Raw genomic sequence first — 26484 nt, 5'->3', positions numbered from 1 at the left:
TGCGCGGCGCTCGACGGACAGTTCCGGACACGGGCGGAGGCACAACGGGCAGTCGGCGCAGGCCGATCCGGACGGGCGCCGGGCCCGCCCGACCGTCACCGGCACACGCCGTCCCGCCCGCCGCTGGGGGACCCGGCGCGGCCCGGCTCGGACTCCGGTGCGTCTCGACTCGACGGGCGGCCGGTCCGACCCGAGGACGCGGACCGCCGCCGGAAGGGAGGCGCCTCAGGTCGGGCGGGAACGCCGGCCCGGCCGAGGCGAATCAGGGGACCCGCCTCAGGCGGGGCAGTGGGGCAGGGAGAGTTCGAACCAGACCGTCTTGCCCGCCGGGCCGCGCCGGGTCCCCCAGCGGCGGGCGGACTGTGCCACGAGCTGAATGCCCCGGCCGCCCTCGTCGTCGGGGTCGGGGGTGCGTTCGCGCGGCGGGTCGGGCAGGGGGTCGGAGACCTCGACGAGCAGCGAACCGGCCCGCACCATCCGTACGCCGATGGGGCCGTGCGCATACCGCAGCGCGTTCGTGAACAACTCGCTGACCAGCAGCACCGCTTCGTCCGTCAGCTCCTCAAGGCCCCAGCGCTGGAGGGTTGTACGGACCTCGTGCCGGGCCCGGCGCACCGCGAGCGTCTCGGCGGGGAAGGTCCAGCTGGCGGAGGAGTCGTCGGGCAGCCCGCCGAGCTGGGCCATGAGCAGCGCCGCGTCGTCCGCCTGCGCGGGGACGGCGTCGCTGTGCGGCGTGATCATTTCGATGGCGTCGTCGCAGGCGTCCTCGATGTCGAACGGCCGGCCTCCCGCGGTCTGCCGAGTGAGCCGGCCGCTCAGCCGCGCCAGACCATCGGTGATGTCCTCGCCCCGCGTCTCGACGAGGCCGTCGGTGTAGAGCACCAGCACCGCGCCCTCCTCGATCCGGACGTCCACCGACTCGAAGTGGACGCCCTCCACTCCCAGCGGCGCCCCGGACGGCAGTTCCAGCAGTTCGGCCGCGCGCTCACCACCCGCGGAGGGGGCACCGACCAACAGCGGCGGCACATGGCCCGCCTTGGCCAGGCTGACGGTACGGGTGGACGGGTCGTAGACGGCGTACACGCAGGTCGCCATCAGGGGCTCCTCCGGCCCCTGCGCGAGGTCGTCGGCCAAGTCGTTGATCTGGCGCAGCAGTTCGTGCGGCGGAAGATCGAGCGGGGCGAGGGTGCGTACGGCGGTGCGCAGCCGTCCCATGGTGGCCGCCGCCCTGAGCCCGTGCCCCATGACGTCACCCACCACCAGCGCCACCCGGCCACCGGCCAGCGGGATGACGTCGAACCAGTCGCCGCCCACCTCGGTGCCGCTGCTGCCCGGAACGTAGCGGACCGCGACCCGTACCCCGGGCGGCGAGGGCACCCGCTGGGGCAGCAGGCTGCGTTGCAGCATCAGCGCGCCCTCGCGTTCACGTGCGTAGAGCCGGGCGTTGTCCAGCGAGACGCCGGCGCGGCCGGCCAACTCCATGGTGAGCGCGACGTCGTCGTCGTCGAAACCCTCCCGCTCGCCGGCTCTGCTGATCACCAGCAGGCCGAGCACGATGCCGCGGGCGCTGAGCGGAACGCAGAGCAGCGAGTGGATGTCCAGGTCCAGCGCGGCCTGCACCTTGGGGTCGCCGCGGTAGGTGGCGGCCAGCAACTCCCGCTGTGAGCCCGCCAGATGGGGTCTGCCGCTGCGCAGGACCGTCGCGAAGAAGGAGTCGGGCGCCAGCGCCACGTCCTGGCCGGCTCGCAGCATCCGGCCCACCGCCGGACCGGTGCGGCCCGCGGCCACACCGAGTTGGAGCAGCGGGACACCGGACTGGGGCGGGGCGGCGGGGAGTTCGTCGCCCTGGAAGACCTCGCTGCGCAGCATCACCCCCGCGTAGTCGGCGAAGCCAGGCACCAGCGCGCGGGCCAGCGCCCTGGAGAGCTTGCGGACGTCCAGCAGGTCGCCCAGTGCGACGCTGACGTCGTCGAGCAGCATCAGCCGCTGGCGGGCGCGTTCCACGTTCTGTACGGCGTCGCGGCGCTCGGTGATGTCCATGATGGTGCAGCTGACCCCGACGACCTTGCCGGAGCGGTCGGTCAGCCGGCCGTAGGAGACCGACCGGGCCCCCCTGCCGTCCGGGGAGGGCATCACCATGTCGATGACGGTGCGCCCGGTCTCCAGCACCACGGACTGCACGTCGGAGATCTCCCGCGACATGAAGGAAGGGAGCACCTCCTCGACCGTGCGGCCGATCAGCTCGTCGTTGGTGGCGTTGTGCAGGGCCAGCAGCGCCTTGTTGACCCGTACGAAGCGCCGCCGCTCGTCGAAGAGGGCGATGGCGAGCGGGGAGGAGTCGAAGAGCGCGTCGAGGGCCGCGAGATCGTGCTCGATGGCCCGGAGCCGGTTGATCTCGACCACGTTGGCCAGGATGAACGGCTCCCCGTCCGCGTCCTCCAGCAGCGCCGCCTGGGACTGCGTGTCCACGAGGCGCCCGTCCCGGTGGACCGCGGTGAGGAAACCGCGCCACACCCGGCCCCGCCGCAGCTCGCCGTAGATGCCGAGGGCGGGATCGGCCTCCCGGTCGGCGGAGGCCAGGAACTCGACGAACCGGTGACCGGTGGCCTCCTCGGCGCTCCAGCCGAGCATGTCCTCGATGGTGGGGCTCCACAGCAACACCCGGCCGCCGGTGTCGAGGATGATCACGCCGATGGGGAGCGTGTCGAGCAGCGAATCGGCTGCGCTCGGTCCCTCGCTCACTCCGCCCACGTCCCTGCTCGGGTGGCGCCGCCGGGGCACTGTCGAGCTCGACCCACAGCAGCAAGACAAACTGTACTAACAGCACACATACCCGATTGTGCACGCGCTCAGGCTCGGTCACCGCCTGGATAGTCCAAACGCTCGACCACATAGCGACGCACCCGGGTGGCGCCCACCGTACGAGCCTCGCCCCGCTCGCGACCAGCCTCCGTACCGGAGCCCGCGGCGACCGGCTCGACCTCCCCGGCGGGCAGCACCCGGCCCTGCTCGCCGCGCTCGCTCTGGGCGGTCAACCGCTCGGCGAGCGCCTGTGCCTCCAGCAGCGTTGCGAACCGGCCGATCCGGTAGCGACCGCCCTCGTCCTGCCTGATCACCATCCACGGCAACGGGTCCACACGCTCGTTCACCGGAAACCACCGCCCACACCCCGGCCGACCACGACCACCACTGCACTCGACGTCAGAATCCGCATATGCCAGAGCGTACGCGTGCGACTCACCGAGCGCAGTCGACTTGGCACAAGGAGAGACCACCGCCACTCGCGGAGGGGTTCGATCAACCGGCCGGGGCGGGTGGGGAGTTGACGCGGCGTCGCGAGGCCGGGGTTCGGGGACCGGGGCCGAGGAGCGAGGGCCGAAGGGTGTGGTCGGAGCGCGGCAGCTCGGACGTACGGCGGGCGGGGCGCGCCTCGGGACAGAACGTACGGGCGGGCGGGACGTGTCGCGGGCGGGGCGGCGCAGCGCGGGTCAGCGGACCGGCAGGTGGTAGAGCACCCTGGCCCGGTCGGCGGGCAGCACCACGTCGGCAGTCTCCACCGGGCGGCCCCCGACGTGGAACGTACGGGTGATCACCAGTACGTGGTGGCCGGGCACCCCGCCGAGCGCGGTCATCTCGTCCGCACTGCCGGGGCGGGAGCTCAGCTCCTCGACCACGTTGTCCACAATCTGCCCGATGGCGGCCATTCGCTCCACCACTCCCTGACCGCCGAGCGGGCCCTCCTCGGGCAGGAGCACGGGCGTACGGGCGGTGATCGCCAGCGGCTCCCAGGAAGTGGAGACCATTACCGGCTCGCCCTCGTCGCGGAAGAGGTACTCGGTGCGCATGACGCGGTCGCCGGCGGTCAGCAGCAGTCGCTCGGCCACTCCCGGCGGGACGTCCTGCTGACTGCTGCGCGCCTCCCAGGTGCCCTTGACCCGGTCGTCGGCCTGCTCCTGGCGAAAGGAGCTGGCGAGCCCGGGAGCGCGATAGCCGCTGCGGATCACCCGGCGCTGCACCGGATGCTCGCGCACATAGGTGCCCGAGCCGGAACGGCCCTCCACCAGCCCTTCGGCCATCAGCACCTTGCGGGCCTCCAGGGCGACGGTGTCCGAGACTCCGTACTCGCTCCTGATGCGCGCCTGCGAGGGCAGACGCGCGTGCGGACCGAGGGTGCCGTCGATGATCTTCTGGCGCAGATCGCCGGCGACACGCAGATACGCGGGCTGGTCACCGAAGGACATGGTTCCTCCCTGAGGGCCGAGAGGTTGACAGTGGGCAACAGCTTGACAAGCGGTTGCCGTCGGCCGGCGGGAAAGGCCATGCGTTCACTCGATGTGATGAGTCACCACTGGTCACGGCGACGCTCACTCCACCACAGCCGCCTGGGTCCGGCTGCCGGGAGCGGCGACAGCCCTCCCGGTCGGGCCGGGAGGGCTGTCGCGGTGCGCGGTGCCGTGCCGCGGAGTGCACGGGTGTCGGTTCGGCACGGGCGTTCGGTTCGGCACGGGTGTCGGTTTGCTCGGACGCCGGTTGCGGCATCGACGGACACTGTCCGCCCATGCCGCAACCGAGTGCCCGCACCGCGCCTCAACGGCGGGTGCCGCGCGGGCAGTTCACTCCCTCGCGGAGCGGCCGGCTCAGAACTCCAGTGCCCAGGAGTCGAGGTAGCCGGTGTCGAGGTAGGCGTTGTCGGTGATCCGCAGCTTCCACTGGCCGTTGGCGGCGACCGTGGAGGCGTCCACCGTGTAACTCTGCTTCAGGTCACGGGTGTTGCCGCCCTGCCCGTAGTCCTTCACGCGGTACGCGGTGCCGTTCGGTGCGACCAGATCGATCCGCAGGTCGCCGATCCAACTGTGCTTGATGTCGACGTCCACGGTCAGCCCGGAGGGCGCGTTGCCCGCGACGCCCGTGACGTTCAGCGGGGACTCGACCGTGCGCAGGTCGCGGATCTGGAGGTCGTCGGTGTTCTCGAAGCGGGTTCCGGGCTCTCCCGGCTCGCTGCCGCCGCCCCCGCCGACCTGGAGGAGCTTGTTGGGCGAACCGCTGCCGGGGTTGCCCACCCTGCCGTCGACCGCGGCCGAGTCCAGTGCGGAGGCGACCGCCGCCGGGCTCGCGGAGCCGTCCTCGCCGAGTACGAGAGCGGCGGCTCCCGCGACGTGCGGCGCGGCCATCGAGGTCCCGGAGATGGTGTTGGTCGCGCTGTCACCGGTGTGCCAGGCAGAGGTGATCTCCGACCCCGGCGCGAAGATGTCCACGATCGCGCCGTAGTTGGAGAACGACGACCTGGCGTCGGTACGGGTGGTGGAGCCGACGGTCAGGGCCTCGCCGACCCTGGCCGGCGAGTAGTTCGAGGCGTTCTGGTTGTCGTTGCCCGCCGCTACGGCGTAGGTGACGCCCGAGGAGATGGAGTTGCGCACGGCGTCGTCCAGGGCGGCGTTGGCGCCACCGCCCAGGCTCATGTTGGCGACCGCCGGCTTCTGGGCGTTGTCGGTCACCCAGTCGACACCGGCGACGACGCCGGCGATGGTGCCGGATCCGGAGTCGTTGAGCACCTTCACCGAGACCAGGTCCACCTTCTTGGCCACGCCGTGGGCGGTGCCGCCGACCGTGCCCGCGACATGGGTGCCGTGGCCGTTGCCGTCGTTGCCGGTCCCGCCGAAGGCGTCGAAGCCGAAGTCGGCGCGTCCGCCGAAGTCGGAGTGGGAGTGGCGTATTCCGGTGTCGACGATGTACGCGGTGACGCCCTCACCCGCGGAGTCCGGATAGGTGTAGCTGTTGTCCAGCGGAAGGTCGGGCTGGTCGATGCGGTCCAGACCCCAGGACGGCGGGTTGCTCTGGGTGGCGTCGATGGAGACCCGCTGGTCCTGCACGACCGACTCCACCGCCTGGTCGGCGGCGAACTTCCTGGCCTGCTTCTCGGTGAGTTGGACCGCGTAGCCGTTGAGGGCGGCCCGGTAGGTGAGCTTGATCTTCGCGCCGTACTTCTCGGCCAGCTCACGGCCCTTGGCCGATGCCGCGGCAGGGCCGGACCCGTCGAGGGTGACGAGATAGCTGTCCTTGATCGTCCCGGGAGCACCCGCGCCCAGGATGGTGCCCTGCGGGCCGTCCGCAGCGACCGCGGGCAGTGCGCCGGCGCCGAGGGCGAGGGTGGCCGCCGCGGCCACCACCGCGACCGACAACCGACGTCTGGAAGAACGCAACACTGTCATCAGAGATTCCTTCTCGTGATGGTGCGCCAATGTGAGGGCCGCCAGACGCGAACATGACATTCGCATCGGCTGCACGAAAGGTTTACCGAGGTACAGGAATCCCACAAGAGATGTGCACGGACTTCATACAGCTGTCACGTGGATGTCATGCCAAGCAGCCCCAACTCCCTTGATGTCACGGCAAATTGGTAAATCGAGTCGGAAAGGACCGTGAGTTCGGACGACATTCAGCCGCCTGTTGTGGACCAACTCCGGGCGCGTCGCGGGCCGTTCGGCAGCGGCACGCGCGCCGCGCTCTCGGCGACCCGGTTCGGCCGGTGCGCGACCACCCGCAACCGCACCGTCGCGCGCAGTCCCGCACGGCCCGAGGACGTACGGGCACGCACCACGACCTGCTCCTCCAACTCCCGCAGGACAGCCGCGGGTTGGGCGCCGGGATCGAGGGTGACGCACAGTCGCAGCCACGGTCGGCCCGGACGGCCGTGCACGGTGACCCGAGCGCGGCGCACCCCCGCCACCTCGCGGATGTCCGCGGAGACGGCCGAGGCGAGCGCCGTGCCGCGCAGCCGCGCGTCCCCACCGGGCACACCGGGCACACCGGGCACGCCGGGCACGCCGGGCACGCCGAGGAATCGACGCACCCGCGGGCCCGCCAGCCGGTACAGCCACACCGAGGCGGCCAACAGCACCAGCGCGGGCACTGCTGCGGCGAGCACCTGCCAGAGCGGTTCACCGGCCGACGGCTCGGCCCACTGCCGCAGCGTGTGCCACCAGTCGGAGCCGGGCAGCGCACCGCTGCCGGAGGCACCCGGCCACCAACTCGGGAGGCTGCGCGGCGGGCCGCCCGCCGCCTGGGCGGCGGTGAGCGCGTACCAGGCCAGCGCGGGCAGCAGCAGCGCCCCCAGCGCCAGCGCCAGCCGATTGGTGAGGCGCAGAGCGCGCTCGGGGCGGCGGTTCACCGCGCGGCCCACCGCGGGGCCCACCTCGGGCACCGACCCGGGGGCGCCGGAGCGCGGAGCGGAAGCAGTTGCCGACGTCACGTCAGTTCCCCCTGGACAGAAGGTCGTTGGCGTCCGGGCCGGCCTCGCGCCGCTCGTGCGGAGGAGCCGTCGGACTGCCGAAAGCATCGGACGTGCCGGTGGCGGACGCGTCGGTGGCGGACGCGTTCGACGACGGCAGGGAGGCGGGTGCTCGGTGCGGCGGGACCCAGTGGTCGGCGGGTGTCAGGACGACCTTCAGCCGCGGCCGGCGGACGACGCCCAGCACCTCGACGGTGGCCGCCAGCGCCTCGTTCAACTGCCGCTCCACGCGGTCCAGTTCGCCGAAGGCAGCAGTGGCCCGCACCCGGTGGCCCCGGCGTCGCACCCGTACGGTCGCGGTGCGGACTCCCGGCACGGCGAGTGCGGAGTCGCGCAGCAGCAGCGCCGCGCCGCGCCGGTCCAACTCCGCGTACACGCCCGGCCGGCCCGTCTTCATCACCCACCAGCGGCGGGTCGGGGTGACGCTCAGCAGCAGAAGCCAGGCCGCGGCCAGGGCCGCGCAGACCGCGCCCCCCACCAGCAGTACCGCGGTGTCGCCGAGCACCGGCAGCCGGTCGGTGGCCGTCCGCCACAGCTCCCGCCCGCGGTCGGCGAGTCGGTCGCCGACTCCGGGCCCGCCGGTGTCGAGCACCGCGAGCAGGACGAACGACAGCACCGCGGCGGCGGCGAGCACCACACCGAAGGAGAGCAACGCGACCGGACGCCGCCGGGTGGTCCAGGCACGTCCCACCGGGCTCACCGTTCCCCCGCCGGCGTCGCGTCCCGCGGGGAACCCGCCCCGCCCGCCGCCGAGTCGGCGCGGGCCCCGGCGGGATCACCGTCGGCCGACGCCTCGCGCGCCCAGGGCAGGGCACCGCCCGCCGGCGGATCGCCTGGCGCAGTGGCGCCCTCGACCCGATCCGGGCTCAGGCCGGGCGGGGAAACCGGGCCGGGCGGACCCGCGGTCCGCTCCAGCCGGTCGACCAGCACGCTCACCCGGCGGACCGGGGTCCCGGTCAGCTCCGCGCAGCGCTCCGCCACCGTTTCCCGCACGCCGGCGCAGAGCGCGGGGATGTCCGAGGGGTAGGGCAGCGCGATCGCCAGACGAACCTGCGCGGCGCCGCGCCGCACCCGTACGTCCGCGCGCGGACGTGTGGCGACCGGGGCGGGAACGCTCTGCTCGATGGCGTCAGCCGCCGCCTGGACCGCGATCCGGTTCCGGGTGCGGTCGCTGATCACCAGCGCACCGCGCTCCCCGGCCGGCGGGAGCGCGAACGCCCGCCGTGCCGAGTCCCGGCCGGAACTCACTGATCCCTCCGGCCGGGTCCGCGCAGCAGATCGAGTGGCGAGGCACCGTCGTCCAACGCCCGGCCGACGAGCCAGCCGAGCGCACCCAACGCGCCGACCAGCAGAAAGGCAACGAAGCCGCCGAACCAGCCGGCGAAGCCCAGCGCCATTCCCGTCATCAGCCCTGTGGAGGCCTTGTTCACGCGTCTCTCCTCGGTCCCGTCGCCCGGTCGGCCCGCTCGGCCCCGCCGGACTGGTCTGCCTGCTCCGACTGCTCAGTCACCGCTGCCGCTCACTCGACGCGGGACTCGACGGTCTCGTCCTCCTCGTCGGGCAGGTGGACGTCACCGACGCTGATGTTGACCTCGACGACCTCCAGGCCCGTCATCCGCTCGACGGCGACGATGACGTTCTCCCGCACGTCGTGGGCGACATCGGGGATCGGTACGCCGTACTCGACGACGATCTCCAGATCCAGCGCGGTCTGACGCTCACCCACCTCGACCTTCACGCCGCGCGCGACGTTCGGACGGCCGCCGGGGACCCGGTCGCGCACCGCGCCGAGCGTACGGGCGAAGCCGCCGCCGAGCGCATACACGCCGGGCACCTCGCGGGCGGCCATGCCCGCGATCTTCTCCACCACGCCGTCGGCGATCATGGTCTTGCCGCGCTCGCCGACCTGGCCGTCGGGGTTGCCGGTGCTCAGCGTGGTGTGCTTCTGCATCGAACGGCTCTCGGTCCGGACTGTGGGCTGCGCCTTCTCGGTCACGGCCTCGGGAACGGTGGTCGAAGTGTTGGCGGCCATGGGTTCTCTCCTCGTCGTGGTCCATGCGGGTGTTGCGGGCTGTCAGATCGTTGGACCCGGCCCAACACCGTTCCTCACGCGGTGAGTCGGAGTTTTTTCGGGAGTTGTCGGCAGGGCCCGGCAAGCACGTTTTCGACGGCTTCTCGCGCGGCCCCGCACCGGATCGGGATCGGGCGCGTGACGATGTGTTCCGCGCCGTGTCCAAAAGGACGTGGCCGAGGAGAGGTACCGACGGACGAGGAGCCCCTGTGCGCCAGAGGGAGCTGAGAGCTCGGTGACACCGAGTGAGAACCCGTGGGCAGCAGCCGCGGAGGAGGACGGCGGGGTGGAGAACACCGGTGAGGACACGACGCCGGGCAGGGTCGACAGCGCCCGCAGCGACACCCTGCTGGCCGTACGCGCCGGCGAGGGCGACGAGAAGGCGTTCGAGACGCTGGTGCGGCGCCACACGCCGGTGCTGCTCACCCTCGGGGTGCGCATGCTCGGCAACCAGGCCGACGCCGAGGACGCCGTGCAGGACGCGTTCGTCAGCGCGTGGCGGCGGCTTCCGGACTTCCGCGGTGACGCGTCGTTCCTCACCTGGATGTACCGGATCATGACCAACCGCTGTCTGAACGTGCTGCGTTCCAGACGCCCCACCGAGCCCATCGGGCCCGGCGAGGAACCGAGCGCACCGGAGCACCAGTCCTCGCCCGTCAAGGCGGCCGAGGGCGCGGCGGCGGTGCAGGACCTCACCGGCGCGCTGGCGACGCTCAGCCCGGGACAGCGCGCCTGCTGGGTCCTGCGCGAGCTGCACGGGCTGAGCTACCGCGAGATCAGCGAGGTGTTGGACATCAGTGAACAGGCCGTCCGAGGACGGATCTTCCGCGTACGGCGTTTTCTGACGGAGGCGATGAGCGCATGGCGATGAGCGCGACCCCCGACCCGCACGAGAACGAACCGCCTCCGGTCGGCGCCGCCGGCGCGGAGAGCGCGGACGACACCTCCGAGGGCAACGACTTCCCCGCCCGCAACGACAGCCCCACGGGCAACACCGGCCCCTCGGGCGGGACTGGCACGGCCCCGCCCGAGGCGGCGACGCACGGTCGCGGCGCGAGCCCGCACGGCAGCTCGACGGCCGACCGTGCGAGCACCGCCTCGGCGCAGCCGGCCGGAGGGCCCCCCGACCCGGACGCACCCCGCACACACTCTGGGGACGACCCGTCCGAGGACGACGACGGGGCGGACGAACTCCCCTGCGGCCGCCGCCTGGACGCGCTGTGGGAGATGTGGGCCGACGACCCGGCCGCTTTCGATCACGATCCGCACGTGGCCGAATGCCCGCACTGCTCGGCAGCACTCGCCGAACTCCGGCTGCTCGACGGCTTCGTGCGCGAGGAGATCGAACGCGACGAGCAGGTCGCCGCGCAGACCTCGACCGCCCACGCGGGCAGGGTCGCCGACAGGGTGATGGACATCGTCCGCACCGAACTCCGGCCCGGCGCCTCGGTGCCCCTCGGCGCGCCCGACGAGGACCAGTGGATCACCGAGACCGCCGCTGCCCGTACCTTCCGCGAGGCCGCCGAGCGCGAGCCGGGCGTGGAGGCGGGCAGCTGCCGCATCGCGCCGGCCGGGGGCGGCGACCGCCGCTTCGTACGGCCCGGCGCGCGGCTGCCCAGGGGCCCGGTCCGGGTACGCATCGGCATCATCGCCCCACTGCGGACGGCCACCCCGGTGCCGGCCATCGCCGACTCCGTGCGGAAGCGGGTCGCGACCGCGGCCGACCGCGAACTGGGCATGGAGGTCGCGGCGGTGGACGTGGTCGTCGTCGACCTCGCGGTGGATCCGGACGCACCGGACACGTACGGGGACTCGGAGGAAGGCAGCCAGTGACGAACCCGAACCAGCGAAACCGTGAACTGCGCCAGGCTCTCGCCGAGGCGGCGGCCGACGCGGCCGGGGAGGTGGCCGGCGTCGCCCGGCTGCGCCCGGATCTCGCCGCGACCCTTCGCGGCGCGGGAGGCTTCCGCGAGCTCGCGCGCACCCCACGCGCCCTGCCCGCCGTACGGCTCACAGCGGCCTCCGGCGGGCGCGACCGCTGGCAGGCGGGCATCGAGCTGCGGATCGCGCTGCACCGCGGCCACCGGGCGGTGGATGTCTGTCGCGCGGTGCACACGGCGGTGACCGAGGCGGCCGGAGAGGTGCTGCCGGAAGGGTCGCGCAGCACTGTGACGGTGATCGTCACCGGCATCGTGTGAACCGTCTCCGGCCCGGACGCCGCGCCCGCCTCCCCGGAAGGGGCCAAGTGGCTTGCGAGGCGGTGGCGTTCACTCCCGGGTGACCGGAACCGGCCGTCCGGTGTTGCGGATGTCCGATACTGCGGGCGTCCGCTGTGCTGTACGGGTGTGCAGGGTGCCCCGCCGTCGGAAGGTGAGCAGATGAACGAGTCCCGACAGTCCCCCGACCCCGCCCCGCTGGGAGTCCTCTCGCGGCTGTGGCGCTACCCGGTGAAGTCGATGGCCGCCGAGGCGGTGGAGCGCGCCGAGGTGTCCTGGCACGGAGTCGCGGGCGACCGCCGCTGGGCGTTTCTGCGCAGGGACAGCGAGACCAACGGCTTCCCGTACCTGACCATCCGCGACGAACCCCGCATGTGCCTCTATCGCGCCGAGTTGACCGAGCCGGCGCGTCCGGACGCCTCCTCGGTACGGGTCAGCACGCCGGAGGGCACGCGGTACGCCGTCGACGACCCGGAGCTGGCCCGCCGCCTCGGCGACGGCGTACGGCTCACCCGGCTGCGGCGCGGGATGCACGACGCGATGCCGCTCTCGCTCATCTCCACCGCCACCGTCGCCGAGCTCTGCCGCCGCGCGGACGTCCCGTACGAGCCGCAGCGCTTCCGTCCCAATCTGCTGGTGGAGACCACCGAGGACCGCCCGTTCGCGGAGGACGAGTGGGTCGGCCGCACGCTCGCGCTCGGCAGCGCCGTGCTGCGGGTGGATCTGCACGATCCGCGCTGCGTCATGATCAACACCGATCCGCGGACGAGCGAGACCACCCCGGCCGTGTTGCGCGCCCTGACCGACCGCAGGGCGCAGGCCGGGGTGTACGCCTCGGTCGTCACCCCCGGATCGGTTGCCACCGGCGAGAAGCTCTTCCTCAACTGACCCCCGGCGCCCGCACGTCGGCACCGCCACCTCGCTTCCGGTGCCGGTGGCGGAGGGGCGGGCGCGGGCGGCCGTCGGGTGCGGGCGTCGGGCTGACCGGCGGCGTCGGACTTCGGCGGCGGCCTTCAGCCCGGCGGCCTCGAGCCGTAGGAGCCGTACCGCCCTGGAGCGCACCAACGGGCCCAGCACCGCGTTCAGCGGGGTCTGTCGTTCGGTTCTTGCTGGATCAGGGAGCGGCGTCCGGTGCGTAGAGCTTCACGGCGGACGAGGGAGCCTTGCGGAGCGAGGTCCTAGACTCTGCGCGGGGCCGAACGACCGCTTCGGACCGCTGGGAGTGGACAGGATTGGGTGCGTACCGCCACGCAGTGGAGCGTGCCGACAGTTCCGACCTCGCCTGCGGCGTCGTACTCCACTCGGCTCCGGGGTACCCGGCCTTCCCCGTACGGCTGGCGACCGAGATCTTTCTGCGGGCCCGCGCCCGGCTCCCGCAGGAGCACCCGATGACGCTGTGGGACCCGTGCTGCGGCAGCGGCTATCTGTTGACGGTCCTCGGGCTGCTGCACCGGGACGCACTGCGGCAGCTGGTCGCCACCGACGCGGACCCCGACCCGTTGGAGCTGGCGGCGAAGAACCTCGCCCTGCTGACTCCCGAGGGGCTGAGCGCACGCGAGGACGAACGGCGCGAGCAGAGCGTGCGCTTCGGCAAGCCCGCCTACCTGGACGCCGCCGACGCCGCGGTCCGGCTGCGCGAACGGCTGGACTGCGGCGGCGGCGCCCTCCCGTACGCGCTGCGCACCGCCGACGTCTTCGCCCCGGCCTCCCTGGCCGCGGCGCTCGCCGCACCGGACGGCGCCGAAGGCGGGCCCGCGATCGTCCCCGACCTGGTGCTGACCGACCTGCCGTACGGCGAGCGGACGCACTGGGAGGGCGAGGTGCCGGACGGCGCGCCGGTGTCGGCGATGCTGCGGTCGCTCGCCTCGGTGCTGCCGGGGCACGCGGTGATCGCGGTCACCGACCGGAGCCGCAGGATCCCGATCGCGCCGGTGCCCGCGCTGGAGCGGCTGAAGATCGGTACCCGCTCCGCCGTGCTGGTCCGCGCCGGCGACGTCCTCGACGCCCGCCCCTGAGGCCCCGTCTCCCGAGCATCCGCCCCTCAGGCGCACGCCTCCAACCGCCTCTGATTCGCGGGGAGTTGACCACCGGGACGTCCCGTACGGATCCGCCTGCCGGCTCGGCCCGTCGGGTCGGCGCGCCCGCTCGGGCCGTCGGGTCGGTGCGCCCGCTCGGGCCGTCGGGTCGGTGCGCCGGCTCGGGCCGTCGGGTCAGCGGCCGGCGGTTCTCCGCTGCCGCATGGCCTCGTAGAGGATCGCGGTCGCGGCGTTCGCGGCGTTCAGGGAGCTGGCCGCGCCGGCCATCGGGATGCTGACGGTGCGGTCGCACAGCTCGCGCCAGGCGCTGCTGAGCCCCGCGGTCTCGTTGCCGACCAGCAGCAGCACCGGCTGGGTGAGGTCGAAGTCGAAGACCTCGCAGTTGCCGACCTCGTCTGTTCCCACCAGCACGATCGGGACTCCGTCGGCCCGCCGGGACTCCACCCACTCCATCACCTCGGCCGGCGACGGCACCCGCACCGCGGGCAGCGAGAAGAGCGAACCGGTGCTGGAACGCACGGACTTGGGGTCGTACACATCGGCCGCGTGGCCGGTCACGACCAGACCGTGGGCACCCAGCGCGTCCGCCGAACGCAGCATGCTCCCGATGTTGCCCGGGCTCGTCGGCCGGTCGAAGAGCACTCCCAGGAAGTCCTCCGGCGCTTCGATCCGCCCGAGGTCGTCCGCGGGCATCGCGACCACCGCGACGACCTCGGGGGCCGCCTCGTTCTTCTCCCCCAGCTCCCTCAGCAGCTCGGGCGCCATCGCGATCTGCTCCGCCCGCACCGTGCGCAGCAGCTCCCGGGCCCACTTCGACAACTCCCGCTCACCGTCGTAGAGCAGAGCACGCACGTCCCACCCGCGCTCGACCGCGATCGAGATCGGGCGGACGCCCAGCACCAGGAACTCACCGGCACGGGTGCGCTTCCTGCGGTTGCCGAGCAGCGCCTGCCACTGCTGGAACCGCGCGTTGCGCGAACTGATCCTCTGCACCCCGGCCACTTGCTCTCCCCGCACTCGCCGACTCACCGAAACCCTAGCCGCCCGCCGGTGGCCCGCCGTCGCTGCCGGTCGCCGGCCGTCGGCCGATGCCCGGGGCGGGCCACGCCCGCGGCCGGACGGTCTCGGCCGCACTCCGCTCGTGGGCGTCGATCAGGGCGGCGAACCCGTCGAGATGACGGGCCAGGCCGTACTCGAACAAGACGTCGAGATCGGGCGCGGTGTCCTCCGAGAAGGTGGAGAGCAGCGGAAACCTCCCGGTCGCCAACAGCTCCCTGCGACGCGAACGCTGGCTCTCCGACCAGCGGTTGAGCGTCAGCCCGGTGCTCCGCTCGGCCTGCACCTCGTCGGCCTTGGACAGCCCGATGGTGACGACGAGCGCGTACAGGGTCAGCGTCTCCTGAAGCCGTACGTCCATGGGCAGATCGAGCCCGTCCAGCGCGCGGAGGGTCCATTCGGTGTGGGCCATCATGTTCGGGGCCAGCACGGGACGCGTGAACGAGACCACCTGCGCCAGCCACAGATGCCTTCGGCAGAGCCGCCACTGCTCGCGGGCGGCGAGTTCGAGCTTGGCGCGCCAGCCCGGCTGACCGCCCTCGGGCAGCACCAGATCGCCGAAGACCAGGTCGGCCCTCTGTATCAGCAGCTCGTCGCATCGTCAGCGCCTGGAGGCCGTCGGCGTCGGGCGCTTCGACGGCGGCCCGCAGCATCCGTCCCCGCAGCGCATCCTGGTCGGCGCTTCCACGGGTCGTGCCCCGGAGGCCGAGCGCTGCGCCGAGGACGTACGCGGACGCGCCGACTGCGAGCTCACCACGGTGCCGGAACCGACGTTCACCCGGCGTGGGTCGGCCTGCGGGCGCTGACGCTACGCCGACGGCGCGCGGTGGTCCGGCAGGCTGTCGCCGAAGCACTAAGTCCCGGGCCCCTTACGTCATGTGACGTCACGTCAGGCTCTCGGATGACCGGCCGCACAGAGCAGAACCCGCTTCCTCCCGCACAGTTTCAGACAATTCCCGCGAGCAACCCCGGGAAGCGACCGGGGCAGTTGATCGCGACCTATGCTTCTACACGCATGTAGATCACGTGACAGGAACCACCCACCACTCCCCTCACAGGAGGACTTCATGGCCTCGATCGACCTGGCCAAAGTGCTGGACAAGGCATGGGCGGACAAGAGTCTCCCGGAGATTCTCGACGCCCCGGTCGGAGCCCTCAAGGGCGTCTCGGACCGTGACGGCGAATTACTCCAGGAGGCTTTCGGCATCAAGACCGTTCGCGACTTCGCCGAGCTGAAGTACGTCCGCTGGGCGCAGGCCCTGGCGGCACTGGACGCGACGGCCAAGTAGGCACGAACCGGTGGGTTGCCACTCTCTGGGGTGTGGCAACCCACGACTCGAACCACCACTCAACATCTGAAGGAGAGAACGCCACCATGGTGTTCAAGAAGCTGCTCGGGTCGCTCGGCGTGGGCGGCCCCACCCTGGACACGGTCCTGGAAGGCGGCCCGGTCCTGCCCGGCGGAACGCTGCACGGACAGGTCCATCTCGTCGGCGGGAAAGCCGACTACGACATCGAGCAGATCACCCTGGAGCTCGTCGCCCGCGTCGAGGCGGAGCACGACGGCGGCGAGACCGAAGGAACGGTCTCCTTCGAACGCTTCACCGTCGGGGGCGGCTTCCGGCTGGCCGAGGGCGAACGCCGAAGCATCCCCTTCGAGGTGGCGGTGCCCTGGGAGACGCCGGTCACCGAGATCCACGGCCAGCCGCTCGGCGTGGTGCTGGGCGTACGCAGCGAACTCGCCGTCTCGGGCAGCAAGGACAAGGGCGATCTGGACCCGCTGACCGTACGACCGCTGCCCGTGCAGCAGGCCGTCCTGGAGGCGTTCGGCCGGCTCGGCTTCGACTTCAAGTCGGCGGACCTGGAGTACGGGCACATCGGCGGCACCGGGCAGCAACTGCCGTTCTACCAGGAGGTCGAGCTGACGCCGGCCCCGCAGTACGCGCACGCGATGCGCGAGGTCGAGGTCACCTTCCTGGCCAACCCGGGCGGTATGGAGGTGGTGCTCGAGGCGGACAAGCGCGGCGGTCTCTTCTCCGGCGGCCACGACGCCGTCAACCGCTTCACCGTCAGCCACGAAGGCGTCGAGGAGCACGACTGGAACGCCGAAGTCGAAGGCTGGGTGCGCCAGTTGGTCGCGGGCCAGGGCGTGCACACATCCCCCGCTCCCCACGGCCACGAGTACGGCGAACAGCACCACGTCGAAGGCGGGCAGCGCTCCGGTCCGGGCATGGGAACCATGGTCGCGGCCGGTGCGGCAGGTCTGGCCGTCGGCGTGGTCGGCGGTCTGGTCGCCGCCGAGGTCATCGACGAGGTGGGCGACGCCTTCGAGGACGACGACGAGGGCTGAGCACCCCGAAACCCGCCGCCCTCCGGGCACATGAGGGCAGCGCCCGTGGCGCACGCGAACTGCGTGCGCCAGAGCTGCGTGCGACAGTTCGCGACGGAGAAACCGTGGGCCTGTGGCGCTGCACCGCCGCAGGCCCACCGGCACGGCCACAGGCATGCCCGACCGGTACGCCCGCGCCGAGCACCACCCGCGGCCGTGCGGATCGGGGGCCCCGCTCCCCGAGGAAGCACGGTCGCCTCGACCACAACCGACGCGACGACAGGCGGCGGACACAAAACGGGGAAACGGAGTCCCCGGCAGGTGGCGTCAGCCGCAAGCAGAGGCTCCGGTTGGTGACGTCCCCCGGAGGCCGCCTCACCCGTAAGTGGCGGACTCCAGAACGAGAAACAGCGCGATCGCCGCGTTGAGCGCGGAGAGCGTGGACGCGGCCGTACCCGCTGCGGCGACGAGCGCGGCAAGGCCTGCGGTGGTGAGCGCCGGCGGCCAGCCACCGGCCGACGGAACGGGCCCCAGCAGCGCGGCAACCCGACGCGGCACCGGGCCGGCCTCGGCGAAGGCGGCCAGACCGGGTACCTCCGCGCGGCGGGAGATCAGCGCCGCCCTGCCGACCGCACGGGCCGTCGTACGACGGTCCCCGGTCACCCGGGCGGCTTCCTCGTCGGCCCAGCGCTCCGTGCAGTAACCCACCGCCGAACGGAGCGGACGCAGCAGCGGGTTGGCACAACCGGCGAGCTGAACCGTCAGCAGCAACCGGTGGTGCTTCCCGGCCAGATGGGCACGCTCATGGGCGAGCAGCGCACCCCGCTCCGCCTCGTTGAGCCCGTTCAGCATTCCCGTGGAGACCAGCACCCGGCCGGGAGAGCCCGGCAGGGCGTACGCGTACGGCACCTCGTCGGCGAGCACGGCAACCTCCGAGCCGCCCGGATGCGCGGCCAACGCCCGATGGGCACGTACGCGGAAGCCGAAGTGCCGCCCCAGCGTCAGCGCACACGTCGCGAACACGACGGCGAGAGCAACGATCGACAGCTTGCCCGCCACCTCGTCGTACGGCACGGCCTCCCGCACCTCGTCGTCGGACCAACTGGCGGGCAGCGGACTGCCCGGCAGCTGCGCCGTACCGACGACCATCACGAGCCCGAGGCACAACGTGCTGCACGAGGCGAGGGTCGCGCCCACCCAGGTCAGCAGCAACGCGGCGTTGCGCGGATGCAGATGCTGCGCGGCGATCCGTGCGACCGGCAGGGCGGTCAACGGCAGGATCAGAGGCAGGTAGACGAAGACGCCCATCGATCACCGCTCCGGATCGTCGGCTTCACAGAGGAGGGAGCGCAGAAGCTGTTCGTCGTGAGTGGAGAGCGAGGACACGAAGCTGGAGAGCACCGCGCCGCGGTCCTCCTGGTTGTCGAGCAGCTTGCGCATCCGCATCGCCACCAGACCGGCCCCGTCCGCCACCGGCGTCCACTCGAAGGACCGGCCGACCCTGGAACGCGACACCGCCCGCTTCGCGTACAGCCTGGTCAGGATCGTCATGACCGTGGTGTACGCCAGATCGCCGCCGAGCTGCTCCTGCACCCAGCCGGCCGTCACCGGCCCCGGCGCCGAACCGAGCACCGACAACACCTGCGTCTCCAACTCGCCCTGACGCCTGCGCCCGCCCGCTCTCTCGTTCCCCGTGCCGTCCACCACGCCGCGGCCACCTTCCCGTCCCACCGCCCCAACCAACCCGTACGAGCGACAAGCCGCATCGTACTGGCCAAACCCCATGCGCGCCGCCCCTGTTCACCCCTCACCCACCCCCACAGCCACACCACCCACCACCTTGTCCCGGTCGGCATCAGCACCTCCCGGCCTCAAGACGCGACCTCCCGGGCGCAGCCGAGACCGTGACGAGCTCACGAACACTCCAGTCCGACATCTCGGGGTCGGTGACGTGCCGAGTCGGCAGTGGCGACCGGACGGTGGAGGTCTAACCCGTTCGATACTGCGGCAGCTCCCGCGCAAGTGTGGAGAAGAACCGGTGCCGCTTCCAGGCGTCGTGATCGCCGATCACGATGAGACGGCGCTTGGCCCTGCTGACGGCGACGTTCAGCAGGTTGGCGCTCTGGGACGCCCAGTTGCGGCTTGCTGCGGCGTCGCGAGCCGTTCCCAGGATCAGGATCACCACATCCGACTCCTTGCCCTGCGCGGTGTGCACTGTCCCGATGCGGTCCTGGGGGACCGTGCCCCGCAACAGTTTCACCGCCTCCGCCGACACCGCCCGGAAGGGGCTCAGTACGAACAACTCGTCGTCCGGCAGGCCGTTCCGCAGCAGCCGTGCCACCGCCTCTTTCAGCGCTCGCCCCTCCTCGGGAACCCAGTGCCCTCGTGCCTCGCTGCCTGCGACGTGCCACCACACACTTCGACTCGCCGCCGTGAAGTCCGCGCGCCCCTGCTCGCCGACCCCGTCGACCATCATTCCGCCGTACGCGATCTCGTTGCTGACCGCGAACATCGGGTCGTCGCAACGCCTGTGGACGCGGAGCGGAGCTCCGACCCACAGCTCGTCCTCTTCGCTGGAGGTGTCCGGAAGCCACGTGCCCCAGGTGTTCGTGCGGTCAACCAGCTGCTGGACGGAAGTGCCCTTCGGCACCCAGGTCTCCGCCACCTCGTAGTGTGCGCGCAACCGCTGCTGGGCCGTGAACGGGAGCACCACGACAGGCTCCAGCTGCTTGGGGTCGCCGACCACCACGGCTTTCCGGGTGCGCCACAGGGCGCCCACCGCCATCTGAGGCGCCGCTTGTCCGGCCTCGTCGATGAACAACCACCCGAGCGCACCGGCACCCAGACCGGCGAACATCCGGTCGTAGGAAGCGAAGGTGGTGGACACCACGGGCACGGTGAGGAAGAGCCACTGCCACGCCGCGCGGGCGCCTTCCGCCGAAAGCCCCGCCGGAGCTGTTCCCTTGACCACCTGCATGGCTGTGCCCAGGCTCTGCTGCACCTTCTTTCCGCCCGCGAGCAGGAACGCCTCGTGCAGCCGCAGTGCCTCGACGAAGAGACGGGCACGAGCACGGGTGAACTCAGCGTCCGACCACGGGGCGGACCGCTCCCGACGCTCCTCCGCCGCCCTGTCCGCGTGGGCGGAGTAGTCCGCGACCGCGGGTACGTGGCTGCCCCAGCGTGCACGTACAGCCTCAATACGGCGGCGGCGCTCAGCCAGTTGGGCACGCGCGGTTGCGGCCTGCTCGATCACTGCTCCGAGGCGGTCGACCTCCTGCTGCTTCTCCGCGCAGGCGCGACGGGCCTCATCCGACTCCGAGCGGGCCGCGTCAGCCACTCGCAGGAGGCGCTGCTGCTGCGCGTGCCAGTCGCGGTGGGCCCTCCCGAGAGTGAAGATCCCGGTGGCGAGGCCCGGTACGCGCGCAACGTGGTCGTTCAGCTCCACCGAGCATCGGTCGGCATGGCTCGACAGACGCCCTGCCAGGTCCTGCGCGAACTGCAACGCGCTCTGGGCATCGGGCTGTTGCGCCTCCGCTCTCGCCGCGGCTGCTTCTGCCTGCCCGACCTCTCGGGTGAGTGCACTGAGCCCATGCAGCTCGTTGGCCGCCCGGACCCGTTCCGCTCGCAGTCGCTCCACTTCGCGTTCAGCGGCACGGAAGCGGGCCACGGCTTGTTGCCAACCACTCCGGTCCAGCCGCTGGGTCGGATCGGCCAGCACCGCGCGCAGCCCGCGCGGCGCCGGCGGCTCGTTCGGCGGCGCATTCCTGTCCCGGCTCGGATCGGCCCACCAGAAGCGTTCGACGAAGTCAGTGCGGTGCGAGCGCCGCCCCAGCCGTGCTGCGACCGCGCCCCAGACCGGCCGGCCCTCCGAGAGGGACAGTGCCGGTTCGCGCAGATAGCTCGCTTCCTCGTGCCACTCCTCGGGAAGGGCCGACAGTGCGGGAATCTCCTGCGTGATGTTCTCGACGGCGCCGTTGTTGGCGGATGCCACCACCATCTCGTAACCGGTCAAGGCGCTCGCAAGCTGGTGAACTGCATGTCTGCGGCCGTCCACGCTGTACATGTGCGACTTACCGGTGAATGCCTCGTCCGGGGAGCTCAGTCGGGCGAGGTGAGCGGCACGGTCGGTCACCAGCCCCGCCACCACGTCCCGCAGCAGGGTGGTCTTGCCGGTTCCGGGAGGCCCGTTGACCGAGAAGGTTCCGTCGGCCGTCAACAGTTCCTGGCGCATCTGATTCACCGCGAACTGCTGGCTGAGCGCGAGTGGATGGCTGGACGGCCAGGAACCGGCCGGCACCGCGTGAGCCCCGACGCCTGCCAGCACTGTCGCGGGTTCGTTTCGGACGTCCACGCACTTCGCGCGGTCCAGTTCGTCGTCCGGCGTGAGGTACCGCTCCAGCACCACCCCGCCCTGGCCGTCGACGAGCGCCGCGGTGACGCGGTCGAGGTCGTCGGCGACGAAGCTGTTGAGGAGGTCCTGTCGCGGCGTCTCGTCGGCCCTTGCCTCGCCGACCTGGAAACTCTTGATGCGCGCGGTGTCAGGGTCCAGGATCGCGGTGACGCCGAGCTGGTCCGCCAGCCATTTCGTCACGCCCGCAAGGTCCGCCACGGTCAGCGGCTTGGTGCCGAGAGCAGGCGGCGGTCGAACGGCAGATTCGGCGCCCTCCTCACCTGCCTCTGCACCTTCGTCCGCGCCGTCCACACCGCTGCCGTCCGCACCGCTGCCGTCCGCACCCTGCCGCCGTTCCTCGTACGCGCCCACGGCGCCCTGCGCCAAACTCTCGGTCGCCTTGCCTGCCCCGTCCGACGCTGCAGCGCCGAGCGTGCCGGAGAGAAGACGTCCCACGGACTCGCGCGCCAGAGTGGTAAGTCCTGCGGTCGCTCCGTCCAGAACTGCGTCGAGCGCCAGCTTCCCCGCTACCCGCAGCATGCTCTGCTCGCCCGGCTCACAGCGTCCGCCCCGTACCTCGACCTTCCCGTCGCCGAGCGCGAGCAGCACCTCGGAGCAGTCCGCCTCCGCCTGAGGGAAACCGTCCAACCAGGTGGGGACGCCGGGGCCGGGAGAAGCGCTGCGGCCTACTGCCCAGCCGCAGGCCGACACCGTGACCGAATCCTTGATCAGCTTGCCCTCGGCGTTGACGGTGAAAGCCAGCAGAGCACCGTGGCCACCGATCCTCCCGTCGTAGTTCTCACCGCCGGTGTCCTGAAAGACCTCCGCGAGATGATCTCGCACGGCCTCGATGGAGAAGATCCCGCAGTACACGGTGTGCTGCCACACACACTTGCGGCGAGCGGGCTTCAACCGGCTGTCCGCCTCCCACGGGAGGGGCCGGCCCGACTGGACCGCGCGTACTCCGGCACTGTGGTTCACCGCTTCCACGGTGGGTGGACTGAACATCTCCACGGCCCGCCAGTACCGCGTGATCGCGGCATCGCGAGGACGCCGAACGGTCGGACGCGCGGCCATGCACCCACCCCCAGTAATCAGGCGGGCACGATACCCGGAGAGTGCTGAGCGCGCACCGCCGATCGCCACATCTGAAGTTCAGGACCTCGGGGCCGAGCGGGAGCCCGGCCCCAGCACCAGCTCAACCCCCGGCGCGGGAACGGCCAGGGGCCCGACTCCGGAGAGTCGGGCCCCTGGTGACGTGCGCGTTCGCCGGATAGGCGACGTGGCGTTGCGTCAACCCCTAGACGTTGAAGCGGGATTCCACCACAAGCCTGTGACCTGCGGAAATGCGGGCACATCCCAGCACCGTCCCAGCACGGGAGGTGCGACAAAGTACAAGAAGATCCGGGGCGCCAAGCCTACGCGTCAACGATCCGCAACGAAGGGCTTCCAGCCCTGGGGAACCGGTGGACAGTCCGGGCCGGGCGTTTCATCCCCGCGCCGCAATTTTCAGTTGTCTTCTTTACGGAGCCCGCGGGGCGGCAGCAGTTCGCAGGCCACACTCCACAGTGGGGCGATGCGGTTGCCGTAGCGGTGTACCAGCCAGCCCAGCAGGGCGCCGAATCCGGCGTGCGCCAGGTAGACGGTGATCGCGAACTTCGCCCCGAAGTCGGTGCCGAACACGCCCGCTCCGACCGCCTTGGGTACCGGGCTGAGCAGGAAGCCGGTGCCCAGCACCAGCCCGTAGCCGGTGCCCATCAGCGTCCCGGCGACCGCGTCGCCGGACCGGCGGAAGGGGAAGCCACCGAGCAGGACGGCGTAGGTGACGCCGAACATGCCGCCGTTCCAGACGTGGTACGTCCATCCGGCGATGTTCGAGGCGGTGTCAGGGCCCTGCATGATCTGGTCGCGCAGCAGCACGCCCATGAGCATGGGAAGGTCGCCGGGCATCGACTCGAAGATTCGGAATCCCACCTCCCGTACCAGCTCCAGCACCGCTGTGCCCGCGACGCCGGCGGCAGCGCCGAGCAGGACGGCGCGTCCGAGCCGGGGCCCGGAGAGGCGCAGGGCGATCAGCGGGGCGACGGCGACCGCGACGGCTCCGGGAAGGCCGACCTCGCGTACGAGATCGGGCAGGGTGGCGTAGCCGCCTTCGGCGATGGCGAACAGCAGCGAACCGGCGACCGTGGCCCCGGCCAGGGCCAGGCCCGAGGCCAGCAGGTCGGCGACCGCTCGGGCCGGATGCCTCACTTCGCCGCACCCTCGGCGATCTTGCCTGCGGCCATCTTCATCTGCTCGCCGCCGTCGGCTAGCTCGGCGTCCACGGCCTGGAAGAGCGGGGCCGGGTCGTAGTAGCCGATGTGGGCCTTGCCATCGGCGTCGGCCCATACGTACATGCGCAGCGGGATGACCGTACCGATGGCCGGGTTGGCCTCGAAGAACATCTTGCCCTTGGTGGGATTGCCGACGAAGTAGGCATGCGCGCCCTTGAGTTGCAGGCCGGTGGACTTCAGGGCGCCGGCCTGGTTGAGGTCGCCGAGGATCATCATCCCGTTGTCGGCGACGCTCTTCTTCAGTGCCTTCTCGGTGTCGGGGAAGGACTTGGCGGAGGCGACGGAGACGAAGGAGGCGGCGACCTTGCTGCCGGGCTGAGCGGAGCCGCCCGTCGCACCCTGGGCGATCTTGTCGGCGGCCATGGCCATCTGCTTCCCGCCCTCGGCGAGACCGGGGTCCACGGCGGTGAACATGGCGGCCGGGTCGAAGTAGCCGACATGGCTGTTGCCGTCGTCGCCGGCCCATACGTACATGCGCAGCGGGATCTCCGCGCCGATGGCCGGGTTGGCCTCGAAGAACGTCTTGCCCTTGGCCGGATTCCCCACGAAGAACGACTGGGCGCCCTTCAGGTTCAGGCCGGTGGACTTCAGGGCGCCGGCCTGGTTGAGGTCGCCGAGGATCATCATCCCGTTGTCGGCAACGGCCTTCCTCAGCGCGCTGACGGTGTCGCCGAACGGCTTCTGCGAGGCGTAGGAGGTGAACGCGGTCTGCGCGGCCTCGGCCGACGCGGCAGGCTCCTCGGATACCGCCGTCGGGCTCGCCGTCTGTTCGGAACCGGCCGTGTCGGAAGAGTCGTTCGAGCCGCACGCGGTCGCTGTCAGCGCCAAGGCCACCACCCCCACCGCGATCCCGGTGTGGCGGGGGCGGCGGATGCGGAGCGTGCGCGGAGTGAGCGTCATGGAAGCAAGTACCTCGGTTCGGTCGGAAGGCACGGCCCCCTGGCGGGGCCGGCTGTCGTTCACCTGCCGCCCTCGTCGCTGCGGGAGCGGGCGGCACGACGGGAAACCCGACAGGACCGTGATCGCCGTCCGGACTGTCACCTGGCGGACACAATCCACCTCTGGCCTCCCTCGCCCGGGTGAACATGGCGTGTCGCGGAAGGCTGCCTCCCAGGACAGGTCTTTCCGTTGCGGAATGTCCGGCTTCACCACGCAACATCGGGAGCACACGCGGTGGACCATCGCAGCAATCCGACGCGGCGGCGCGTCCTACGAGGGGTGGGCGGTCTCGGCGCGGGCGGTGTCCTGGCCGGGCTCGGCTGGGCCTACGCCGACGGCGAGCCCCTGGTGGCCGACGGAAAGCCCCTGCGGGCACCGGCCGACGAGGGTGCGCCGTTGCGGGACCTGCCGGAGATCCGCAGCCGCGGAGGACGGTTGGAACACACGCTGACCGTGGCGACCACGCGTCCCGTGGTCGGCGGACGTCGCCTGCACCTGGACACCTACAACGGGCAGCTACCGGGAGCGCTCCTGCGCATCCGCCCCGGTGACCGGCTGCAGATCCTGCTGCGCAACCGCATGCTGCCCAGCGGTGTACCGCTCAACGCGCTGCCCCCGCTGTGTGCCGACAAGGCCGCCGACGGCGCGGAACATGCCCACAGTGCGGCAGGTGGGCCACTGCACTGCGCCCCGGAGGCCGGTCACCAGGTGGTCGGCGGCCATACGATCGTCCAGCAGGCCCTCGCCACCAACCTGCACACCCACGGCCTTCAGGTCTCCCCGTCCGGGTCGGCCGACAACGTCTTCGTACGCCTCGATCCCCTCGAAGACCACTAGGCACTGTTTCTCGGATCTCCTGACGTGCGTGGGGTGTTGGGGTCAGGCTGTTTGTATGGGCCGTGGTGATCTGACGAATGCGGAGTGGGACCGGCTGGAGTTGTTCTTGCCTCCTGGTGGGGCCCGCGGGGGCCGGTGGAGTGACCACCGTCGGGTGATCAACGGGGTTCTCTACCGGGTCCGGACGGGCGTGCAGTGGAGGGATCTGCCGGAGCGGTTCGGGCCGTGGGAGACCGTCTACAAACGCCATCGTCGCTGGTCGGCGGATGGAACGTGGACGATGCTGCTGTCGCGAATCCAGGCGGCCGAGGACGCCGCGGGCCAGATCGACTGGGACGTCTCGGTGGACTCGACAGCTGTGCGGGCCCACCAGCACGCCGCCGGCGCGCGGAAGGCGCCGGCGGTCGCGGTTCCTCAAAAGGGGATCGCTGGGGGGACGAATCAGGTCGATCCGGTGTTGAGGAAACTGAGGGTCCGGCTGGAGGAAGTGGTCAGATCGGCGAGTGTCTGGGACGTTCCCGCGGCGGATTCACCACCAAAATCCACCTTGCCGCCGACGGGCGATGTCGGCCCCTCGCCCTCGTCCTGGCACCCGGACACTACGGTGACGGCCCCCAGTTCGAGCGAGTGCTGGAGCAGGTCTCCGTGCCCCGCATCGGAGTCGGCCGCCCCCGGACCCGGCCCGACCATGTCTTGGCGGACAAGGCCTACACCTCTCGGAAGAACCGTCGTTACCTGCGACGACGCGGCATCCGGCACACCATCCCCGAACGCCTTGACCAGCAGAGACACCGCAAGAATCGCGGTTCCCGAGGCGGCCGGCCCACCGGCTTCGACAGCGAGCGATACAAGAAGCGCGACACCGTCGAACGCGCAATCAACCGCCTGAAAAGCTTCCGCGCCGTCGCCACCCGCTACGAGAAACGCGCCTACATCTACCTCGGCACCGTCACACTCGCAGCACTCGTCATCTGGCTCCGAACATGATC

General features: G+C 71.5%; 25 protein-coding genes. 9 read left to right on the top strand and 16 right to left on the bottom strand.

Annotated features, from left to right (window positions below):
• Positions 1-276: 276 nt before the first annotated feature.
• From JGS22_RS16660 to JGS22_RS16620, 9 genes are all read right to left on the bottom strand, one after another.
• Positions 277-2742, bottom strand: a complete 2466-nt coding sequence (locus tag JGS22_RS16660) for a SpoIIE family protein phosphatase (protein ID WP_308405710.1) — start codon at positions 2740-2742, stop codon at positions 277-279.
• A 107-nt stretch (positions 2743-2849) separates the two neighbouring features.
• A complete protein-coding gene (locus JGS22_RS27420; RefSeq protein ID WP_372454267.1) occupies positions 2850-3149 on the bottom strand; it encodes a hypothetical protein in 300 nt (99 codons plus the stop codon).
• A gap of 339 nt (positions 3150-3488) precedes the next feature.
• Positions 3489-4241: a GntR family transcriptional regulator gene (locus JGS22_RS16650; protein ID WP_211039397.1), complete on the bottom strand. Its 753-nt coding sequence runs from the start codon at positions 4239-4241 to the stop codon at positions 3489-3491.
• Positions 4242-4637: 396 nt separating this feature from the next.
• Positions 4638-6209 (bottom strand): S8 family peptidase, encoded by a 1572-nt coding sequence (locus tag JGS22_RS16645; protein WP_211039398.1) that lies wholly within the window; start codon positions 6207-6209, stop codon positions 4638-4640.
• 227 nt (positions 6210-6436) lie between these two features.
• Positions 6437-7249 carry a hypothetical protein gene (locus JGS22_RS16640; protein WP_211039399.1) on the bottom strand — a complete coding sequence of 271 codons (813 nt, stop codon included), beginning with the start codon at positions 7247-7249 and terminating at the stop codon, positions 6437-6439.
• Between the two features lies 1 nt (position 7250).
• Positions 7251-7979, bottom strand: coding sequence for a DUF6286 domain-containing protein (locus JGS22_RS26845; protein ID WP_211039400.1), 729 nt, complete (start codon positions 7977-7979; stop codon positions 7251-7253).
• 5 nt (positions 7980-7984) lie between these two features.
• Entirely contained in the window at positions 7985-8536 is a 552-nt protein-coding gene (locus tag JGS22_RS16630; RefSeq protein ID WP_211039401.1) for an Asp23/Gls24 family envelope stress response protein, read from the bottom strand.
• The gene (locus tag JGS22_RS16625) at positions 8533-8718 is read right to left on the bottom strand and encodes a hypothetical protein (protein WP_211039402.1); all 186 of its coding nucleotides are present in this window, start codon (positions 8716-8718) and stop codon (positions 8533-8535) included. The genes JGS22_RS16630 and JGS22_RS16625 overlap by 4 nt, the downstream gene beginning before the upstream one ends.
• Before the next feature lie 89 nt (positions 8719-8807).
• Positions 8808-9320: an Asp23/Gls24 family envelope stress response protein gene (locus JGS22_RS16620; RefSeq protein ID WP_211039403.1), complete on the bottom strand. Its 513-nt coding sequence runs from the start codon at positions 9318-9320 to the stop codon at positions 8808-8810.
• Between the two features lie 325 nt (positions 9321-9645).
• Here JGS22_RS16620 and JGS22_RS16615 point away from each other — a divergent pair, with 325 nt between their 5' ends.
• The 5 genes from JGS22_RS16615 to JGS22_RS16595 all read left to right on the top strand — a co-directional run bounded on the left by JGS22_RS16615 (position 9646) and on the right by JGS22_RS16595 (position 13590).
• Complete coding sequence (locus JGS22_RS16615; protein WP_308405824.1) at positions 9646-10230, top strand: RNA polymerase sigma factor; 585 nt, start codon at positions 9646-9648, stop codon at positions 10228-10230.
• Positions 10227-11192, top strand: coding sequence for a hypothetical protein (locus JGS22_RS16610; RefSeq protein ID WP_211039404.1), 966 nt, complete (start codon positions 10227-10229; stop codon positions 11190-11192). Before JGS22_RS16615 ends, JGS22_RS16610 begins: the two co-directional genes overlap by 4 nt.
• Entirely contained in the window at positions 11189-11557 is a 369-nt protein-coding gene (locus JGS22_RS16605; RefSeq protein ID WP_308405709.1) for an Asp23/Gls24 family envelope stress response protein, read from the top strand. Before JGS22_RS16610 ends, JGS22_RS16605 begins: the two co-directional genes overlap by 4 nt.
• A gap of 180 nt (positions 11558-11737) precedes the next feature.
• Positions 11738-12463, top strand: a complete 726-nt coding sequence (locus tag JGS22_RS16600) for an MOSC domain-containing protein (RefSeq protein ID WP_211039405.1) — start codon at positions 11738-11740, stop codon at positions 12461-12463.
• Positions 12464-12828: 365 nt separating this feature from the next.
• The gene (locus tag JGS22_RS16595) at positions 12829-13590 is read left to right on the top strand and encodes an rRNA methyltransferase (RefSeq protein ID WP_308405708.1); all 762 of its coding nucleotides are present in this window, start codon (positions 12829-12831) and stop codon (positions 13588-13590) included.
• A gap of 195 nt (positions 13591-13785) precedes the next feature.
• Here the strand turns inward: JGS22_RS16595 and JGS22_RS16590 are convergent, their stop codons facing one another.
• Both JGS22_RS16590 and JGS22_RS16585 read right to left on the bottom strand, forming a co-directional pair.
• Positions 13786-14613 carry an RNA methyltransferase gene (locus JGS22_RS16590; RefSeq protein WP_211039407.1) on the bottom strand — a complete coding sequence of 276 codons (828 nt, stop codon included), beginning with the start codon at positions 14611-14613 and terminating at the stop codon, positions 13786-13788.
• 34 nt (positions 14614-14647) lie between these two features.
• Positions 14648-15217, bottom strand: coding sequence for a TetR/AcrR family transcriptional regulator C-terminal domain-containing protein (locus JGS22_RS16585; RefSeq protein WP_211039408.1), 570 nt, complete (start codon positions 15215-15217; stop codon positions 14648-14650).
• Between the two features lie 517 nt (positions 15218-15734).
• On the opposite strand from JGS22_RS16585, the gene JGS22_RS16580 reads away from it, so the two are divergent.
• Together JGS22_RS16580 and JGS22_RS16575 are read left to right on the top strand one after the other, a co-directional pair.
• Positions 15735-15956, top strand: coding sequence for a hypothetical protein (locus JGS22_RS16580; protein WP_211039409.1), 222 nt, complete (start codon positions 15735-15737; stop codon positions 15954-15956).
• Between the two features lie 86 nt (positions 15957-16042).
• Positions 16043-17017, top strand: coding sequence for a sporulation protein (locus JGS22_RS16575; protein WP_211039410.1), 975 nt, complete (start codon positions 16043-16045; stop codon positions 17015-17017).
• A gap of 354 nt (positions 17018-17371) precedes the next feature.
• Here the strand turns inward: JGS22_RS16575 and JGS22_RS16570 are convergent, their stop codons facing one another.
• The 5 genes from JGS22_RS16570 to JGS22_RS16550 form a co-directional block, all read right to left on the bottom strand.
• On the bottom strand, positions 17372-18304 hold the full coding sequence (locus JGS22_RS16570; protein WP_211039411.1) for a M56 family metallopeptidase: 933 nt from the start codon (positions 18302-18304) through the stop codon (positions 17372-17374).
• Positions 18305-18307: 3 nt separating this feature from the next.
• Positions 18308-18703, bottom strand: a complete 396-nt coding sequence (locus JGS22_RS16565) for a BlaI/MecI/CopY family transcriptional regulator (protein ID WP_308405707.1) — start codon at positions 18701-18703, stop codon at positions 18308-18310.
• 280 nt (positions 18704-18983) lie between these two features.
• Positions 18984-22367, bottom strand: coding sequence for a DEAD/DEAH box helicase (locus tag JGS22_RS27145; RefSeq protein WP_308405706.1), 3384 nt, complete (start codon positions 22365-22367; stop codon positions 18984-18986).
• A 528-nt stretch (positions 22368-22895) separates the two neighbouring features.
• Positions 22896-23636 (bottom strand): hypothetical protein, encoded by a 741-nt coding sequence (locus tag JGS22_RS16555; protein WP_124274499.1) that lies wholly within the window; start codon positions 23634-23636, stop codon positions 22896-22898.
• The gene (locus tag JGS22_RS16550; RefSeq protein ID WP_236073176.1) at positions 23633-24619 is read right to left on the bottom strand and encodes a DUF302 domain-containing protein; all 987 of its coding nucleotides are present in this window, start codon (positions 24617-24619) and stop codon (positions 23633-23635) included. The genes JGS22_RS16555 and JGS22_RS16550 overlap by 4 nt, the downstream gene beginning before the upstream one ends.
• 273 nt (positions 24620-24892) lie before the next feature.
• Here JGS22_RS16550 and JGS22_RS16545 point away from each other — a divergent pair, with 273 nt between their 5' ends.
• Positions 24893-25495 carry a cupredoxin domain-containing protein gene (locus JGS22_RS16545; protein ID WP_164493626.1) on the top strand — a complete coding sequence of 201 codons (603 nt, stop codon included), beginning with the start codon at positions 24893-24895 and terminating at the stop codon, positions 25493-25495.
• Positions 25496-25550: 55 nt separating this feature from the next.
• Positions 25551-26482 (top strand): IS5 family transposase gene (locus JGS22_RS16540; RefSeq protein ID WP_443742854.1). Its coding sequence is split into 2 segments (ribosomal slippage): positions 25551-25986 and positions 25986-26482, totalling 933 coding nucleotides; the frame shifts between segments, so codons are not numbered across the junction.
• Positions 26483-26484 lie beyond the last annotated feature (2 nt).

Origin of the sequence: Streptomyces tardus (assembly GCF_018101125.2) — a bacterium.
GTDB classification, from domain to species: Bacteria; Actinomycetota; Actinomycetes; order Streptomycetales; family Streptomycetaceae; genus Streptomyces; species Streptomyces tardus.
Note: the sequence above shows the minus strand (reverse complement) of the source record. Positions and strands in the feature narration are given on the sequence as shown.